The sequence below is a fragment of the Pandoraea anapnoica genome (assembly GCF_902459765.1).
GTDB lineage: Bacteria > Pseudomonadota > Gammaproteobacteria > Burkholderiales > Burkholderiaceae > Pandoraea > Pandoraea anapnoica.
Genome location: NZ_CABPSP010000004.1, coordinates 320,735 through 339,022 on the forward strand (window position 1 = coordinate 320,735; position 18,288 = coordinate 339,022).

16 protein-coding genes are annotated in these 18,288 nt (G+C 63.3%); 3 read left to right on the plus strand and 13 right to left on the minus strand.

What is annotated here, in order from left to right; all coding sequences use genetic code 11:
- Positions 1-239: 239 nt before the first annotated feature.
- The 9 genes from PAN31117_RS09565 to PAN31117_RS09605 form a co-directional block, all read right to left on the minus strand.
- A complete protein-coding gene (locus tag PAN31117_RS09565) occupies positions 240-476 on the minus strand; it encodes a ChaB family protein (RefSeq protein ID WP_150737979.1) in 237 nt (78 codons plus the stop codon).
- 29 nt (positions 477-505) lie between these two features.
- On the minus strand, positions 506-661 hold the full coding sequence (locus PAN31117_RS09570) for a DUF3309 family protein (RefSeq protein ID WP_072633275.1): 156 nt from the start codon (positions 659-661) through the stop codon (positions 506-508).
- 60 nt (positions 662-721) lie between these two features.
- The gene (locus PAN31117_RS09575) at positions 722-976 is read right to left on the minus strand and encodes a hypothetical protein (RefSeq protein ID WP_150737980.1); all 255 of its coding nucleotides are present in this window, start codon (positions 974-976) and stop codon (positions 722-724) included.
- 19 nt (positions 977-995) lie between these two features.
- Entirely contained in the window at positions 996-1,436 is a 441-nt protein-coding gene (locus PAN31117_RS09580; protein WP_150737981.1) for a PRC-barrel domain-containing protein, read from the minus strand.
- Positions 1,437-1,594: 158 nt separating this feature from the next.
- Positions 1,595-1,957, minus strand: a complete 363-nt coding sequence (locus tag PAN31117_RS09585; RefSeq protein ID WP_150737982.1) for a BON domain-containing protein — start codon at positions 1,955-1,957, stop codon at positions 1,595-1,597.
- A gap of 224 nt (positions 1,958-2,181) precedes the next feature.
- A complete protein-coding gene (locus PAN31117_RS09590) occupies positions 2,182-2,880 on the minus strand; it encodes a BON domain-containing protein (RefSeq protein ID WP_150737983.1) in 699 nt (232 codons plus the stop codon).
- Between the two features lie 332 nt (positions 2,881-3,212).
- Positions 3,213-4,763 carry a GGDEF domain-containing protein gene (locus tag PAN31117_RS09595; RefSeq protein WP_174990898.1) on the minus strand — a complete coding sequence of 517 codons (1,551 nt, stop codon included), beginning with the start codon at positions 4,761-4,763 and terminating at the stop codon, positions 3,213-3,215.
- Between the two features lie 19 nt (positions 4,764-4,782).
- Positions 4,783-6,303 (minus strand): DUF2252 domain-containing protein, encoded by a 1,521-nt coding sequence (locus PAN31117_RS09600; RefSeq protein ID WP_150737985.1) that lies wholly within the window; start codon positions 6,301-6,303, stop codon positions 4,783-4,785.
- A 10-nt stretch (positions 6,304-6,313) separates the two neighbouring features.
- Positions 6,314-8,023, minus strand: a complete 1,710-nt coding sequence (locus tag PAN31117_RS09605) for a mechanosensitive ion channel family protein (protein WP_150737986.1) — start codon at positions 8,021-8,023, stop codon at positions 6,314-6,316.
- 295 nt (positions 8,024-8,318) lie between these two features.
- Between PAN31117_RS09605 and PAN31117_RS09610 the strand changes: the two genes are divergently transcribed.
- Complete coding sequence (locus PAN31117_RS09610; RefSeq protein ID WP_150737987.1) at positions 8,319-10,439, plus strand: putative bifunctional diguanylate cyclase/phosphodiesterase; 2,121 nt, start codon at positions 8,319-8,321, stop codon at positions 10,437-10,439.
- Between the two features lie 25 nt (positions 10,440-10,464).
- On the opposite strand, the gene PAN31117_RS09615 is transcribed toward PAN31117_RS09610, so the two are convergent.
- From PAN31117_RS09615 to PAN31117_RS09625, 3 genes are all read right to left on the minus strand, one after another.
- Positions 10,465-11,025 (minus strand): winged helix-turn-helix transcriptional regulator, encoded by a 561-nt coding sequence (locus PAN31117_RS09615; RefSeq protein ID WP_150737988.1) that lies wholly within the window; start codon positions 11,023-11,025, stop codon positions 10,465-10,467.
- Between the two features lie 243 nt (positions 11,026-11,268).
- A complete protein-coding gene (locus PAN31117_RS09620; protein ID WP_150738076.1) occupies positions 11,269-12,813 on the minus strand; it encodes a DHA2 family efflux MFS transporter permease subunit in 1,545 nt (514 codons plus the stop codon).
- Positions 12,814-12,953: 140 nt separating this feature from the next.
- On the minus strand, positions 12,954-14,099 hold the full coding sequence (locus tag PAN31117_RS09625; RefSeq protein ID WP_150737989.1) for an HlyD family secretion protein: 1,146 nt from the start codon (positions 14,097-14,099) through the stop codon (positions 12,954-12,956).
- A 130-nt stretch (positions 14,100-14,229) separates the two neighbouring features.
- Here PAN31117_RS09625 and PAN31117_RS09630 point away from each other — a divergent pair, with 130 nt between their 5' ends.
- Positions 14,230-15,771: an efflux transporter outer membrane subunit gene (locus PAN31117_RS09630; RefSeq protein WP_150737990.1), complete on the plus strand. Its 1,542-nt coding sequence runs from the start codon at positions 14,230-14,232 to the stop codon at positions 15,769-15,771.
- A 54-nt stretch (positions 15,772-15,825) separates the two neighbouring features.
- On the opposite strand, the gene PAN31117_RS09635 is transcribed toward PAN31117_RS09630, so the two are convergent.
- Entirely contained in the window at positions 15,826-16,872 is a 1,047-nt protein-coding gene (locus PAN31117_RS09635) for a DNA-binding protein (protein ID WP_150737991.1), read from the minus strand.
- A 149-nt stretch (positions 16,873-17,021) separates the two neighbouring features.
- On the opposite strand from PAN31117_RS09635, the gene PAN31117_RS09640 reads away from it, so the two are divergent.
- Positions 17,022-18,134, plus strand: coding sequence for a site-specific integrase (locus tag PAN31117_RS09640; protein WP_150737992.1), 1,113 nt, complete (start codon positions 17,022-17,024; stop codon positions 18,132-18,134).
- Positions 18,135-18,288: the final 154 nt, after the last annotated feature.

The following is an 18,288-nucleotide window of genomic DNA, read 5'->3' on the forward strand; positions in this document are numbered from 1 at the left end:
GCACCGCAATATGACAAACGACGAAACGCTCCCTCATAAACATCGCGCCACACTTACATAAGCCTGCCTGGCATAAAAAAACCGGCCCAGTGGGTGGGCCGGCAAGCTACGAATGCGCTCCGGTTGCGGGAATCGGATGCAGTCGTATTGGGGGTCAACGGTGAGTGACGCTTCGCGCGCGCCGCATGGGTATCACTGCGCAGCGCTTGAGCCCACTCCCCGGAACAACCGATCAGTGGTCAGTGATGCTTCGAATGCCACTTCCCGGACTTGTCATCTTTTTCGTAAGTCTGTTTCACGGCGCTCCATGCCACTTTGTGCGCCGTCTCCTCACGCGATTCATGACCGCGCCGCTCGCCTGGGTCCTCGTACTCATCCCAGGCCGAATTGAACGCCTTGAGATAGATCTCCTGAGCGTGTGTCGGCAAGTTGTCTTTCACGCTCGCCGGTAAATCGTGAGTCTGTCGATACGGCATGACGAGTCCTCCTTGAATAGGGCCAATCGTCAGATATGCCCCATCACCACGAGCAACACCACAATCAGAACGATCAGTCCAAGCCCCCCGGACGGGTAGTATCCCCATCCCCGGCTATGCGGCCACGCGGGTAATGCACCGACCAACAACAAAATCAGAACAATCAACAAGATGGTGCCAAGCATGACTTTCCTCCCTTGCCGATCTGACGACGACCGTCACCCGCCAAAGCATCCAGACGATCTTCACGCCACCCCGCCCCAACCGTGCGATTGCTCGACATACTTGCCGGGCGGGCGCAACGGCGGTTCTTCCACCGGCGGATCGAGCGGCCGGTCGGGCGGAGGCATCGGCGTCGGTTCATCCTCGTCAGGGGGCGACTTCGGCGGCGGTGTCCCCGGCGGTTTGCCCGGCGGGCTGCCTGGGTCATACGGCTCAGGCAAGTGCCCGTCCAGACGGGGGGCCTGCGTCAGCCGGCGAATATGATTTAGGCTCGGCATGAGCATGGACTCGTGCGGCTCAATGCCAGTACGGGTCGACGGTGTAATACGTATGCACCTGCTCGGCCCAATGCATGTCGGCCATACTCGGCCAGTGATCCTTGTCGAACCCCGGCGCCTTCTTGAGGGCCTCTTTGTCGATGTTAAGGATGAAGCGCTTGTTCTCCACGTCGAGCTGCAAGGCATGCCACGGAATGGCGAACAGCTTGTCGCCCATGCCGAGGAAGCCGCCAAAGGACAACACGGCATAAGCCACGGTCCCACGCTGGACGTCGAGCATGATGTGCTTGACCTTCCCGAGGCTCTCGCCTGCGGTGTTCACGACGTCTTCCGCTTCGAGCGTGTCGGCCGCCATCACGGACGGGCCCGGCCCGTCGGGCAGCTTGTGCGATGCGCCCACGATGCGAGCGCCTGATTGACTGGTTTGGGGCATCTGGCCCCGGCCTGATTGCATAGTCATGATTCCTCCTTCGCTAATGAAGTCGAGGCGCGCATTTCAGAACAACGGCGGACAACTTAAAGCGTCACCCCAACAACGCGTCTTCGACAGGGCGAGAGTGCGGTCTCTTGTACGTTGCGGCGACACGCGCCGCCGCAACGTCTTGCAATGACTGGCGCTTACTTGGCGGATACCTTGATGTCGTTCTTGACATCGACAACGCCGTCTACGCCCTTGACCGTATCCTCGACGAGGGTCTTCTGTGCCGACTCGGGCACCGAACCCGTCAGGTGCACCACACCGTGGCGCGTTGTGACGTGGACCTTGGTCGACGGCACATCCTTCTTGGCGAGCAACTCGGCCTTGACCTTGGCGGTCAGCGCCGAATCGTCGATCTTGCGGCCGGTATCGCTCATCACGCCACTGGCGGTCGCGTTATCGGCAATCTTGATGATCCCGCCCTGATCGAGTGCGTGGGCTGCGATGCCCGTGGTAGCAAGTGCACCCGCCATGACGAATTTGAGCAGATTGGCTTGTTTCATTGTGTTGACCTCCCGAAATTGGCCGTCGCATCGTTGGCATTGCTTTGCCTTTGGGCGTCACCTCCTGCACGTCACGCGTACGGCGCCCATACGACGACCGAGTCTTAGGTGATACATCCCCTCGCCCGGAGATGCCCGGTCTTGCCTCTTGACAGGCGTCTTCGGTGCTTTGCCTGTATCGCTGCACCTCGGATGCCCGTTTGTCCTTTATTCGTTTGTCTGCGCTAAATCTTGTGGCCTTCCTGGCTCTCGCCCGGGTGGCTCATCGCTTTGACGCGCCGCTCGTGCAACCGGTTGTCGACGCCCTTCACGCCATCGACCTTCTCCACTTCCGTCTGCACGACGTGTTGCATCCACCGTTCGGGCACATAGCCGGTTAGCAGTACGAGGCCTGACGTCACGGTCACTTCGACGTGGGAGACGTCGAGGTCGATGGCGTCGGACAGCGACTTGCGAATCGCATCGTGTATCGCGCCATCGGCCTCAACGTCTGCACTTTCGTCACTACGCCCGCTACTTCGGCCCCGACTCCCTGCTGCCTGTCCGGCTTCGCCCTCGATATTCTTGACGTTTCTGGCCTTCGCATTGCGCTTCACCGCATCCGCGGCGTCTATCGGATCGACGCCGACCGTGCCTTCCGGCCAGTCGACCCGTTGCGACTGCGACGGACCTCTTACCACCGGCACCGATCCGGAGGCATCCCGTCCGATACCGGCATAGTCGTCGTGCGGTTGCAGCGTGCCCGCGTCGTCGGACGTCGGCATCGGCGCACCATGCGTCTCGGCGTCACCATCTTCATGCGTCAGAGCGTGTTGCTCATGCTCAGACGGATACTGCGCGCCTTCCTGCGTTCCTTCGTCCGCCAACCCGCGCTTGTCAGTCTTGCTGGGCGGTGTTGGCGATGGGGGGTTACGCTTCGCCATGACTGACTCCTTGACTGCCGTCCGCGCTATTGCAACTCGCACCGGACTTGTTGAAATCGATTGTAGAGAGTGAGTTTCATCCAGCGAATCGGCGGAATCTGAAAGACGTGTAGGCGGACGCTGGCAAAACGCTTATGGCGCCCGCATCAATACGTCCGAACGCAAAGAGTCGGCAAAGAATCAAAGGCTTACAGCCGTCTTCTGATCCTCTTGAAGAACGAGAGATTCGGGAGCAGATGCGGTCCGTAAAGCGTTGATCCGCCCCCGTTGCGGGTGCGGAATCAGACAATTCCTACGAGGAGATGAGGACGGCCTGCCTGAGGTCGACGGACTTACGATTTCGACGCCGTCATCGCATCGTCTTCCGAAGCGACGATCACGCGATTGCGGCCGGTGGCTTTGGCACGATAGAGCGCGCGGTCGGCCGCCTTGACCAGCATGTCGACGGATTCCCCGGCCTGCGGCTGTCGGCAAGCCACACCGATACTCACCGTCACGTGGCCGAAGTCGCTCGACGCGTGGTCGAGATTGAGCCGGTCGACTGCCAGCCGGATACCCTCGGCCACGCGCTGAGCGCCCGGCGCATCGGTGTCCGGTAGCACAGCGATGAATTCCTCTCCGCCGTAACGACCGGCAGCATCCGATGGACGTTGCAGCGCCGCCCCGATGGCGCTGGCGACCGCAGCGAGTGCGGCGTCGCCCGCCTGATGGCCGTGCGTATCGTTGTAGCGCTTGAACCAGTCGATATCGATGAAAGCGACGGCCAGCGAATGACCGGCGCGGCGCATGCGCCGCCACTCCAGCGCAAGGATTTTGTCGAGCGAGCGGCGGTTCGAGAGGCCGGTCAGGCCGTCGGTACGGGCCAGAAGGCGCAATTCCCGCTCGGCTCGCAGACGTCGCCGCAACTGGGCTGCGAGGAGTAACGATGTCAGCACGAACCCCGCGTTGAGGAGCAGGAACAGTCCGCCGAATTCGATGACGCGCTTGTGCCACGGGGCAAGCGTCTCCTCGCTGGACGTCACGATGATCAGCGTAAGCGGCGCATTACTCAGAAACCGGCGGGACATCAGGCTGTCGCGCCCCATGAAGCGGATCGGATAAATGCGATGATCGTCCCGCCCCGGGGGTAGCGACTCGTAGCGGCCGGTCTGCGCCATCGTCAATCCGATAACATTTTCGTCGTACGGTTTGCGCATGAGAATTGCGCCGTCCTTGCCGAGCAGGAGGATCACCCCCTGGCGGCCGACTTCGATGTGGTCGAACAACTGACGGAAATACTTGATGTCCACCGCGAGCGACACGACGCCGCCGAACGAGCCGTCGGCGCGGGAGATGCGTCGGCTCATGACCATGGTCGGGGCTCTGTTGCGAAGGCGCGAATGCAGAAAGCCGCTCACGTACAGTCCCGCGTCCGGATTGGCACGATGGATGCTGAAGTAATCGCGATCGGCGAAGTTGAACGGTCGCGGCACTTCGCTCTCCGCGTCGATGGCGATATTTCCCTCGGCGTCGAGCACAACGAGCGACCCGATGTAACGCGACGCCCCCGCCCGCTCGAAGATCAGCTCGCGGCGAAGCGCGGGTGCCATGGCCTCGACGTCGGGACGTGCCAGCAACTTCACGACTGCATCGAGCGAAGCCTCGTATAGCTGGAAGTTGAGCTCCAGATCCCGCTCCATCACGTCGGCGATATTGCGTTGGTTGTCCGCCGCACGGGCCAGCACCAGCAGCCGTCCTTCGTAGAGCAAGGCCACGGCCACCACCATAACGAGTACGGATATCCCCACGCCGCTCCATACGATGAGCGTCGGCGTGCGCGCCACCCAGCGCACCGCCGTTTCCAACGCGACGACAATGCGTGCCTGCAACCGATACAGCGACATACTTCGATGCGCTCCCTGTTCAGGCCATAAAGTCGGCGGCCATATCCGCGTCGGTGCGGGCTTCGAGCCGCCCGTCTCGACACGCCTTGCGGAACACTTCATAGTCCCGCTCGACCTGATCGGCGTAGTCCGTCGCGTAACGAATCATCGCCTCGCCCAGACGAATCCCCTTGCCGACGTAGCCCACGAGTTCGGGCGCGCATCCCCCCGCTTTTGCATGCGCGCGGGCCAGCACCCAGCCGCACAGGCCGGCGTACTCGCGGAAACCATCGGCACGGAACAACTCGAACTGCGCGGAGATCTTCATGTCTCGCAACTGGCGGCCATAGATACAGCGACCGAACGGGCCCGAACCCCACCCGAGGAAGGCGTCGGAGGCTGCCTGCATGAGGCGCTGCCCTTCGACCACACGTCGCCCGTCATGCTTGGGCGTGACATTGCGAACGAAGCGCGAGACGACCGAGCGCGACGCCTCCTTGAACTGAAGGAACAGCGGTTGCTCATGAGCATCCATCATCAGCAACACCAGACAACGCGTACCGACACTGCCGACCCCGACCACCTTGAAGGCCATGTCCTGCTGCGTATAGTTCTCAAGCATGCGGGCGCGATCGGGCGGGAGCGAATTGACGTAACTTTTGTAGACGGGGGCGAACAAGGTGCGCCAGTCGCCCAGACCGAGCCAGTCGTCTTCCGGACCGAAAAGGGTGGTCGCGCCGTGGACGTGGAACATCGTGGGCGGCGTGTCGCGAATCTGCCAGTGATCGCCGACCTGCTGCGCGAACTTTGGCAGGACGTTCTCATGGGTGCGACCGGACGCCCGGGCGATGCCGCGTTTGACGCCCTCACGCACCCGGTCGGTACCGGCCAGATTCAGCATGCGCTCGAAGGTGATCTGCTCGTGCCAGAGTTCAATGGTCGGCATGTGAGCGTACTCATCCAGCCGTCGGGCGTAGCTGGCTACGGCGGTGCGCACCATCTCGACACCCAGCGTGTCGCCGAAGCCGAACTGTCGTGCGGCGAGCACCAGACTCGCGCATAGCCGCTTCAGATCCCACTCCCACGGACCGGGTGCGGTTTCGTCGAAATCGTTCAGATCGAAGATCAAAGTCCGTTCCGGGGTAGCGAAGCCGCCGAAGTTCGCCAGGTGGCAGTCCCCGCAGATCTGCAAGGTGAGCCCCGTGTTCGGCGTCCCCGCCAGATCATGCGCCTGGACGATCGCACTGCCGCGATAGAACGCGAACGGCGACGCGAGCATCCGGCCGTAACGCAGCGGCACTAGCGCCGCCACTCGCCCCTCGCTGCTCGTTCGCAACAACGCCACAATGTCGCGATCGGTGTTGCCGAGATGCGAATGGCTGCTGCGAGGTGTCTTTTCGCGCAGTTTCCGCCCCGCTGCGACGCGGGCCTCGAATGGGACGTTAGAGACGCTGGGCACCGTCTGCTGTGAGGACGAGGCAGGCGCGACAGGCGCTGCGGTCGGAGCGGCCGGGGTCGCCTTCGCGGTACGTTCCTTTGTCGTCAACGATTTAACGGTCATGACCGGCTCCTTATTCTTGTGATGTCTGCGAGGGTGCGGATGTCGGTGGTACGCCGCCCACATCCACCGGTGCGCGCGCGGGGACCGGATACCAGTTTTCCGGCCGGATCGTGAGCGGCACATGCGGCTGCTCTTCGAAATGCGGCGACATGATCTGTACGCCGTAACGGTTGAAGGCGTCCTGAATGTTTTCGTGAAGTGCGGAAATCGCCGCGAACCGCGTGGACGGATCGCGCAAGGTGGCGAAGACTTCGTACTCGACGTAGAAGTCCGACAGCGCCCGCTGCAACACGTACGGCGCGGGCTCAGCGGCGATCTGCGGCGTCTGCGTCGCCGCTTCGATCAGCATGGCGTGCACCTGACGCCACGGCGTGTCGTAGCCGATGGTCAGCGTCGTGCTGATCGCGACGCCACGCCCCTGCGTCGTGAAGTTGCGCACTGTGGACGCCACGACGACAGCGTTCGGGATGGTCAGTTCTTCCTGTGCGAGATTGCGCAGCTTGACCGAAAGCGCATCGACGCCGATGACCATACCGGTAGCGTCGCCGATCGAAACGAGATCGCCCTTCTTCAGCGAGCGGCTGTAGATCACGACCATCCCGCTCATCAATTGATTCACAATGCCGCTCGATCCCAGCGTAACCATCAGACCGAGCAGGACCGACAGACCTTTGAAGACGTCGCTCTGTGCGCCCGGCATGTAGGGGTAAGCGAATGTCAGCGCAAGCCCCCAGACCACGACCGACACCACGCGCCGCGTCGCGCCGGCGGTCTCGGGGTGCATGCCGGGAATGGACAGGCGACCGCTTTGCACTGCGTCGAAGACATTGTTGACGAGGCTCTGCAACGCGCGCGTGAGAAGAAAGATGACGATGACAGTGAGCGCGCCCGGGATGGCACCCGCCACCCCGATACCGAAACGGTCGACGAGCGTCCAGAGGAAGTCCGACAGGCGACCGGCCAGCGGCTGACTGGCCGGGAACTGCATCAGCACGAAGATGAGGTAGAGGTAAGCGAAAGTCAGCGCCAGACACACGGCCCCGATCTGCACGACCTGATGCACGAGGTGAACGGCCGACCCCGTCCAGTCGAAGGTGCGGGCCGTGCGTTGCAGGACACGCTTTTCGAAGGCGGTCTGAAGGCGCGTCTCAAGCCGGGTCCGCATGCGACCGATGCCGATCACAAACATCGTCAGCACCACGGCACCGAGCGCACTGAGAGCGATGCCGCGCAGAATCGTCGGCCAGTGGAGTTGCTCGCGCCGGGCGGCGAAGGCCGTCTGGAGATTCGTCTTCACCTCGGCTACCACGGCGTCGAGTGAACGCGGGTCGCCCGGTGCCAGGTCGTCGGTCGTCAGCGCAAAGAGGATTCGGTCGCGAACGCGAAACGCCACGCCGGAGACGCCGCCGAGCGATGCATGCAGCACGTCGACAGGCAAATCGAAGGTGCTGCCGGGCAGGCTGTCGAGTACCGCCTGCGCCCGAGCCGCCCGCACCTCGGGGGTTGCACCGCCAAGCGTGCCACGGAACGTGACGACCGGCCGGTCCATGAAGCGAAGCTCGGCGCCGTCGTTCGGGGCGTTGGCGGACGCGTCCGACGCGCCCAAAGACGCCTCCGGCGAAGAGGCGAGCGCAGATGTCGCCGAAACCGCATCAGCGAGCGGCGCGACGGCCATTCCAACCACCACCAGCACTTGCAACAGCCCCATGCGAATGCGCATATCACGGCTCCTGCGGGCACGTCGGCCACCAAGATTGCACTCAGTGAGAGGAAATCCCAAGGAAATCAGGCAGAATCTAGGGTTGCTGTATTTCGCCCCGCGCGGGCGGGTATGGACGGATTATTCACTATGGCATCGGCACTGTCGAGCATCGACGCAGCAGGCGCGAAGACGCGCGCGCGGGGTGCGGGCAGTCGCAGGTTCCCAGATTCTCGGAAATATTCCACCGCAATCCTCAACTATTGGCGCTGCGTGCCGATAATCAGTTAAGCGGGACTTTTCGGTCGGTTTTCATATGTCCAGTTCGTACAGTGGTTGGCTTGTTGCGCTATCGCTCGCAGTGGCAGTACTGGCGTCGTTCACGGCGCTCGACCTTTCCGGTCGCATCTATCTTCTGACCCACCGTGGCATGCGCCAGGCGTGGCTTGCCGTGGGCGCGACCGCCATGGGTATCGGCATCTGGTCAATGCACTTCATCGGCATGCTCGCCCTGTCGCTGTCGCCTTCGTGGTCGCCGCTCGACTCGAGAGCCACCCTTGCGCTCGGCTACGACCCGGCTATCACGGCGGCGTCGCTCGGCATTGCGATCGCGATTTCATGGGCGGCGCTCTGGCTCGTCGCCAGTGAACGCTTCACCCCGTGGCGCCTCGGATGCGCGGGCGTCACGCTGGGCATCGGCATCGCCGCCATGCATTACTCAGGCATGGCCGCCATGAAGATGGACCCGGACATCAGCTACGATCCACTGCTTTTCGCTGCGTCGATCGCCATTGCTATTGCGGCCGCCACGGCGGCGCTGTGGATAGCCCGGACGCTGCGCGACGGCAGCCTGCGCTATGTGATGGCCAAACGCGTGGGGGCCGCCATCGTCATGGGGCTCGCGATCACAGCTATGCACTACACGGGCATGTCGGCAGCCACCTTCGCCGCGGGCGCCGTCTGCGGCGCCGCCAACGGCGTGAGTTCGCCGTGGCTGGTGACGACCGTGAGCCTGTTCACCTTCCTGATCCTGGTCACCACCCTGCTCGTCTCCCGTCTGGACGCACGCACGAGCTTCCTGGCCAACTCCGTCCTGCAACTGAACACCCAGATCGCACGCATGGCGACGTACGACGCGCTGACGGATCTACCTAACCGCCGCGCCCTGCATGACGCGGCGGCGCGCATGCTGATCAACTCGCGTCGCGACCAGCGCCGGTTTGCGGTGCTGTTCATGGATCTGGACGGCTTCAAGACCATCAACGATTCGCTGGGCCATAACGTGGGCGACGACGTGCTGCGCGCCTTCGCCAAACGACTGCGCAAGAACGTGAACGGCGACGACGTGGTGGCCCGGTTGGGCGGCGACGAGTTCGTGGTGCTGCTCGGTTCGCTGTCATCCCCGGAAGTCGCGGGACGCGTGGCGCAGCGTCTGCTCGACGACATGCGCGACGGCCTGAAGGTCGGCTCCCAGTCGCTGCACGTCATGCCCAGCATTGGCGTGGCGCTGTTCCCGGACGACGGCGACAGCATCGACCTGCTGCTCAAGCACGCCGACACCGCCATGTACGAAGCCAAGCGCGCGGGCCGGGGCATCTTCCGGTACTTCGAGCCGCGCATGAACGCGGCGGCCCAGCGCACCTGGGAGATCCAGCAAGCGCTGCACGATGCCGAAAGCGAGCAGTACTTCTCGCTGCATTTTCAGCCGAAGTATCGCGGCGATACGGAAGCGCTGGCGGGTGCCGAGGCCCTGCTGCGCCTAACGCATCCGACCTTCGGCGAATTGCAGCCGGCCGACTTCATCCCGGTGGCCGAGCGCACGGGTCAGATCGTGCAGATCGGTTACTGGGTGGTACGAACCACCTGCCAGCACATCAAGGAGTGGGACGCGGCCGGGTTGCCGCCGGTGAAAGTGGCGATCAACCTGTCGCCGCGTCAGATGGCGCAATCGCAGCTGGTCGAGAACATTGTGGAAATCGTGCGGGACGCTGGCATCGCTTGCACGCGCCTGATGTTCGAGATCACGGAAACGGTGGCGATGTTCGATGCGCAGCACACCATCGATGTGATCCGCGCCTTCCAGGATCACGGCTTCGAGGTGGCGATCGACGACTTTGGGACGGGCTATTCGAGTCTGGCGTACTTGCAACGTTTCCGCGTCAAGCAGTTGAAGATGGACCGCTTTTTCACCAACGGACTGGATACTTGCGGACGAGAAGGCAGTGCCGTGGTGTCTGCGATCATCGCGCTGGCCCACTCGCTCGACATGGACGTGGTGGCCGAAGGCGTCGAGACAGCTTCGCAACGCGAAGCGCTCAAGACACTCGATTGCGACGAGCTGCAAGGTTTCCTGCTGGGCAAACCGCTGACCGGAGACGCCTTTGCGCGCCTGCTTGCCTCGTTGCCGGGCATCCCCGGCACCCCGGTGATGGCCTGAGCGGCGGTGACAATACCAAACAAAATCAACGATCAGCCGCCGCTTCCTCAGAACTGACTTCCGCTTTTCCTTCCGCGTCCGCCACAGGCTGCCCCGTCGCAAACGCTGCGGCTCGCGCCAGTCGGGCTCGCATGCCCTCGGTCGCCACCGGACCTGCGCTCGGCACGTGCCGCTGCGGATCAAGACGCACCCCCGTCACCGCATCGACCACGACCGGCTCGACCACTTGCCCCGTCTCCCGGTCCACCAACTGGGCCGCAATGCCTTCCGGCGCAAAGTGCCGATTGCCCCACGCGAGCAATGCCCACAATACCGGACGGAAATCCCGACCGGCGTCGGTGAGCACATATTCGAAGCGCGGCGGGCGGTCGCAGTACTGACGACGTGCCAGCAAGCCCTCTTCCACCAACGCGTTCAGACGTCGGGTCAGCATGTTCGGCGCGATATCCAGGCGACGCTGAAAGTCGTCGAAGCGCGTGGTCCCGTAGCCTGCCTCGCGCAAGATCAGAATGCTCCACCATTCGCCCACGCGCTCAAGGCTACGGGCAATGGGGCACTGCATGTCGCGGAATGTCTTTCGTTGCATAAAGATTCCTTCTGTTCAGCGCCGTCGATGACGACAGCGCTGCCTATTACCATGCAAGTGAGCATAAGCGCGTCGACACCGGGGAGCAAGCCACCCGTGTCTCGAGAACTTCACATTTCACTTGAACAACGAGGTGTCACCCCTCTCCATCATTTAAAATCAATTACTTAAAAAAGATTTTCGAGGTAAATAGTTTGAAGTGAAATCTCCTGCCGATATACTCAGAGCGTCTTCGCCATACCCTCAGTGCGCATCTGCGCTCGGCGCTTTGGGCGGAGCAACGCGACGCATGAGCGGCACCATCAGCGTCACGCCCAGGAAGATCAGCCCCAACCCGCCGAAGATATCGCCGAACGTAATCGTCTGCGCTTCGCGCAACGTCAGCAGCCAAAGTTGTCGAAGCGCCGCCGTCTGCGCATCGACTGCATCCAGTCCGGCCGCGCCCAGTCGAGCACCCACGCTCGCCAGCCACTGACCGACCGCCGGATTACCCTCACCCATGCGCTCGGCGAGCCGGAAGAAGTGCAGATTCGTTCGGTCGTTAAGCACAGTCGTGCAGACAGCGATGCCGATAGCACCACCGAGGTTGCGCATCAGATTGAAAAGCCCCGACGCCAGACGTAATCGCGCAGGCGGAAGGCTACCCAGCGTCAGCGTGACAATCGGCGCCACCGCGAACTGTTGCGATGCACCGCGCAGCGCCTGCGGCAGCATCAATTGCAACGACCCCCACTCGTGCGTGATGGGCGCGAACTGCCACATCGACAAGGCAAAACCGCCAATCCCGAGCATCATCAAGATACGCAAATCGATCCGGTTGGCCAGCATTGCGTAGATGGGAATCGACAACAACTGAAAGACCCCCGTGGAGAACACGGCCATCCCGATCTCGAACGCCGAAAATCCGCGCACGCGCCCGAGGAACAGCGGCGTGAGATAAATCGTCGCGAAAATGCCGATGCCCGTTGCAAACGAGAAGAAGCACCCGAGCGCGAAGTTCCGCTGCTTGAGCGCCCGCAAATCCACAATCGGCTGCGAATACACCAGACTGCGCCAGATGAACGCCACGCCGCACAGCCCCGCGAGCCAAGCCGTGGCACGGATGGTGTCGTCACCGAACCAGTCCCAGCGCGGGCCCTCTTCCAACGTGTACTCAAGACATCCAAGACTGACCGCCATCAGGACCATGCCGAGATAGTCAGCACCGCGCAGCAGCGAGAAGTCGGGACGATCGATGCGCACCATCAGGGGCACCATCACCGTCACGAAGATGCCCGGCACGATGTTGATGAAAAACAGCCAGTGCCACGAGTAGTTGTCCGTGATCCACCCACCGATGGTCGGCCCGAGTGTCGGCGCGAGTGACGAAAGCCCGCCGATCACGGCGGCCGCCACCACGCGCTGCGGCCCACTGAAGAAGGCGAACGCCGTGGTGAAAACCAGTGGAATCATCGAACCGCCGAGAAACCCTTGCAGCGCACGGAACGCGATCATGCTCTGGATGTTCCACGCCGCGCCGCACAGCAAGCTCGCCACGGTAAAGCCCGCCGCCGAGGCAGCGAAGATCCAGCGCGTCGACATCACGCGAGACAGCCAGCCCGAGAGCGGGATCACGATGATCTCGGCAATCAGGTAACTGGTCTGCACCCAGGCCGTTTCGTCTGCGCCCGCCGAGAGACCACCGCCGATATCGCGCAACGAGGCCGACACGATCTGAATGTCGAGCAGCGCGATAAACATGCCGACGACCATTGTGCCGAAGGCAATGATCTTGGCGGGCGTGGACATGGCGTCGACCGAGAAGCCGCCACCCGCCGGCGCGGGGGCCGGCGCCAGTCGCGGTCGCTCGTCGTTCGCGGAGTGCACCGACGGCCCACCGCTGTCACTACTGGCAGGCAGCGGTTGTGCTGCCCCCGAGTTAGCGGCGCTCATCGTGCTGCCACCTTGGCGGGTGCCGGGGCCGACGACTTGTCGCCGCTGCCATCGCCACGCGCATCCACCTCGGCCGTCACAGAGAGACCGGGGCGCAGCGTCCCCAGACGTGCGTCTGCATCGTCGAGTTGCACGCGCACCGGCACGCGCTGCACGATCTTGGTGAAGTTGCCCGTTGCGTTTTCCGGCGGCAGCACACTGAATTGCGCGCCCGTTGCAGGGGCAAGACTCGCCACTCGACCGTGGAAGACGCGACCAGGCAACACGTCTGCCTCGATCTTCACCGGCATGCCGGGACGCAGATGCGCCACCTGCCCCTCCTTGAAGTTCGCGTCGACCCAAAGACCGTGAGCCGGCACGACAGCCAGCAGTTGTGTGCCCGCCTGCGCGTACGCGCCCGGACGCGCCCGGCGGTTTCCGATGGTGCCGTCGACCGGTGCACGCAGGACCGTGTATTCGACGTTGAGTCTGGCGATGTCGCGCTCGGCGACGGCCTGTGCCAGTGCTGCCTGCGCCTGCTGCTTCTGCGTGGCGATCACGTCCAGTTGACGCTCTGCCGCCACTGCCCCCGCCTCTGCCCGTTCGCGATTCGCGGCGATCTGCTTGTAATCGGCGTCCGCCTTCTGTGCGCTCTGCACCGACACCGCCGCCTTGGCGACGAGATCCTGATAACGCACCTGATCGTCATGTGCGCGCCGAGCGTCGGCGGTCACGGCCACCACGCTGGCGCGCGCTTGGGCAATGACCGCCGCCTGCAACTTCGCCGTCGCATCGAGATTCGCGATCAGCGCCTGTTGCGCGGCAACAGCCCCTTCGGCCTTCGCTAAGGCAGCGCGGTAATCGCGGTCGTCCAGGCGCACCAGCACGTCGCCCGCATGCACCGTCTGGTTATCCGTCACCAGCACTTCAGCGATGTACCCGGGCACCTTGGGACCGAGCACGGTGACGTCGCCACCGACATAGGCATCGTCCGTCGATTCCAGATAGCGCGCCGTTGTCCACCAGTAAGTCCCGTAGCCCAACACCGCGATCGCAGCGACGACAATCGCGCCACGCATGGCGAGGCGGCGCGGGAAGTTGGGCTTCTCAGAGGGACCGCCCGGTTGGCTGGCGTGTTGGGCGGGAGTGCTCGGGGATGTCATGGGTCGATCCTTCTTCGCGCTTGAGGCGGTGGTGAGACAGAGAACGGGAAATCGCAACCAGGGGTTGCTTTCATAATGGAAGTGAGTATAGAGTTGCAACTATCATCTTGCAAGTAACTCGTTAAATTCCATGAATGCAACCCTGCTCACGGTGTCCGGCGTTACCCCGTCGATTCTGCGCAATGCCTTACTGGCGCTATCTGTCAGCGCGATGGCCGGATGCGCGGTCGGCCCCGATTACGTCGCACCGAAGGCCGATCTGCCGACGCATTTCCAGGGCAGCGCAGCGCTTACGCAACGCGATGCCAGCCATGGGCTGACGGGCGCGGCGTCCGAAAACGGCGTGGCATTGGATAGCTGGTGGACGCGTTTTCATGACCCGGTGCTAACGGAGATCGTCGCGCAGGCGCTCGCGCAGAACCTCGACTTACAGGCCGCGATGGCACGCGTCGAACAGGCTCGGGCACAGGCGCGTGCGGCCGGCGCGCAACGGCTGCCCTCGCTCACACTGGACGGCAGCATCACGCGCGAACACCAGTCTCTGGAAAGCCCACTCGGCGTGGTGGCGCGCAACCTCCCCGGCTATAACCGCAACATGACGATCTACGACATCGGCGCGGGCGCAAGCTGGGAGCTGGATCTGTTTGGTGGACTACAACGCTCGGCGCAAGCCGCAGGCGCGTTGGCGCAAGCGGCAGAAGCCCAGCGTGACGGCGTGCGCGTGAGTGTTGTGGCCGAAGCTGCCGATGCTTATTTCCGCGTCAGGGCCGCCCAGAGACGACTGGCCATTGCACAGGACCAGATCGACACCGACGCCCGGCTGATGGAAATCGTCCGGTTGCGACTGAAGGATGGTTTGGCGACGGCGCGCGAACTGGCGCAATCGGAAGCGTTGCTGGCACAAGCGCGCACGACGCTGCCGCCGCTGCGTATCGAGCGCGAAACACAACTCAATCGGCTCGACGTGCTGATGGGCGCCGCGCCGGGAACGTATGCGAGACGCATGAGCGTGGCGACGCAGGATGACGACCTCAAGGCGCGTGCGCTGACGATTCCCGCCATCGGTGACGCCAGCGCCCCCACCGATTTGCTACGCCGTCGACCGGACGTCATCGCCGCAGAACGCAAACTGGCGGCGTCGAACGAACGGATTGGCGCGTCGCTCGCGGAGTACTACCCCAAGCTTTCGCTCTCCGGTGTGCTGGGATTCGACACGCTCGCGGGCGCACGTGTGCCAAGCGTCGCGACTTTCCAGCCGCTTGCCGCGCTGGGCTTGCGCTGGCGTCTGTTCGATTTCGGACGCATCGACGCCGAAGTCGCTCAGGCGCGCGGCGCGAACGCACAAGCTATCGCGGAGTACCGGCTGTCGATGCTGCGCGCCACGGAAGATGTCGAAAACGCCATCGTGACACTGGTGGAACTGGAGCAGCAACGCAAGGATCTGGCGAGCGCCGTCGACGCGCAGACACGCGCTCGCGACAGCGCACAGGAGGCGTACACCGGCGGCACCGTCAGTCTTTACGAAGTGCTCGACGCCGACCGCCAGTTATTGACGGTGCGTGACGCCGATGCCCGCGCCCAGGCAGACAACGCGCGGGCGGCGGTCGCGACGTTCCGCGCGCTTGGGGGCGGATGGGAGGCAGATGCGCCGACGCTCGCCCAGATGAAGTGAAAATCGGATCACACCAAGGTCGCCGACCAAGTTCGTGCAGCGCAGCGCGTCACATCAAGGACGTCGCGCTCGACGCAACACTGAAGCCGTCGGCGCGACGGCGCTGCTAAGACGGCGCTTGACACCTGACGTCATGCCCAACGTTGCACCGCGCCCAGCAACCGACACCGGCGGTGCCGCCAACATCGACTGATAAGTCGAGGCCAATGCTTCTTGCGTGCTGACTTGTTCGCGCAGTCGCGCGATCACGGCGTCCTGCAACGCCTTGGCCGAACGCATTTCGTGCTGCGTTTCGGTCATCGCCGCGAGACTGGCCTCGGCGTCCTGCAATTGACGTTGCGCCTGTTTGCGCTCCTGCTGCAACGACTTGATGGATTCGCGTGCCGCGTCCAGCTCAAGCATCAATCGGCGCTCGTTGGCATCGGCACGCTCGGCCAGCTTTGCGCGCTCAGCATCCCAGTCCGCACGATGCGATGCATGCGCCGCCTGCATCGCTTGCGCCGCGTCGCGCGCTGAGGCAAGCGACTGACGTGAGGCAACGGCATCCGCCTGTGCATCGATGAGCAGCGCCTCGGCGCGACGTGCCTGCGCCTGCGCTTCATCGCGTGCCTGACGCGCATCCGCCGCCGCCGTCTCCGCCGAAGCAATCCGCTCGTGCAACACGGCGCGGGCCTGCTCCAACGCTTCACGGTCTGCATTCAACTCAGCCTCCCGCGCATCGAGCGCTGCTCGCTGCACGGCAGCCTCCTCGGCCAGCACCGTACGAGCTTCGTGCATCGCCAATGCCCACAAATCCAGTGCGGCGCGGGCCACCGGCTCCGGCATGGGTACTCCGTCCGGCAAACCCGCTAAACCGCCATTGGCACCGCCCCCACCGTTCAGACGCGCCCCCAATCCCCCAAACCACGCATCCAGATACGGACTCACGGTGTTCGGCGATCCGCGCCCCAATTGCTGCCGAATCCGTTCAATCGTCGGACGCTGCCCCGACATCAATAGCGTATCGGCGGCCGTCCACACGTCGTGCTCGGAAATACCGCGACCGCCCTGTCGAGGCGACGGCGCGAGCGTGGCGGATTTGGGGGGTTGGGACGCAGTCATCGCGAGCACTCCTTGAAATCGACAGCATTGCCAAATAAGCCACGATAATGGAAGATTATCGATACTTATTTATCACATACGTTATATTTACTACATATTACATATGATTTCATATGTTTAGTGGAAAAATTACGTTTCAAGGCGATTCAATGCGCAAAAGCAACGCTGGCGATATCGTGAAAATCGTGGACGCAGCCCACCTCCCCGCGCCGCTGGACCCGGCGACATTGCATGCCGACGCCCGGGAAGCCGCGCAGGCGCTCGTTCGTGAGGGCGACTCGGCAAATACACATCAGAGTTATCAGTCGGCCATGCGTTACTGGATGGGTTGGTATCGGCTGCGCTACGGTGCACCACTGATCCCCCCGCTTTCGCCTGCAGCGATCGTGCAGTTCGTCGTCGATCACGCGCAGCGTCAGGGCAAGCAAGGGCTGACGACGGAGATGCCCGAGGCACTCGATGCGGCGCTGGTCGCGCAAGGACTCAAAGCGCGTACCGGTCCGCCGGCGCTCGCGACGCTGCTCCACCGGATGAGCGTCATCGCCAAGCTACATACGTCGCGCGATCTGCCCAATCCTTGCGCCGAACCGGCGGTGCGGGAGTTGCTCGCCAAGACGCGTCGTGCCTATGCGAAGCGCGGCGTGAAGACCGCCAAGAAAGACGCCCTCACCCGCGAACCGTTGCGCGCGCTGCTGGCCACCTGCGACGACTCGCTGCGCGGCAAGCGCGACCGCGCATTGCTGCTCTTCGCATGGGCCAGCGGTGGACGCCGACGCTCCGAAGTCGTTCGCGCAACGTGTGAGAACGTGCGACGCAGCGGCCCTGAACATTACGTCTACACGCTGGGCTGGTCGAAGACGAACCAACAGGGAGCCGACCTTCCGGAGAATGAAAAACCGATCGCGGGTGCGGCCGCCGCCGCGCTCACGGACTGGCTGGCGGCATCCGGCATCGAAAGCGGTCCGATCTTCCGGCGTGTGCGGCGCGGGGGCCATGTCGGAGAAGCGCTTTCGGAGGCCGCAGTGCGCGATATCGTGCGCGAGCGCTGCGCACTGGCGGGCCTCGACGGCGATTTCTCTGCGCACTCGTTGCGCGCAGGCTTCGTGACGGAAGCAGCACTTCAACAAGTGCCATTGGCGGAAACGATGTCGATGACCGGACACACCAGTGTGGCGACGGTCGTCGGGTACTTCCGTCGGGCAGACATGCAACGCTCGCGCGCGTCCGATCTGATGGGCTCGGACGACGGCGCGAAAGCATGACCATTACGTGAGCGATGCTCAGCTATTGCCCGTCGAACGCATGCCATCGCGAGATGCTCCGACAGCGTCAAGGGTGGCTGGCATAAAGATGCATTTAAGTGGTATCTTTTGTCGCGATGGGCGTATGCCATATTGAACATACCGCCTGCTGTGA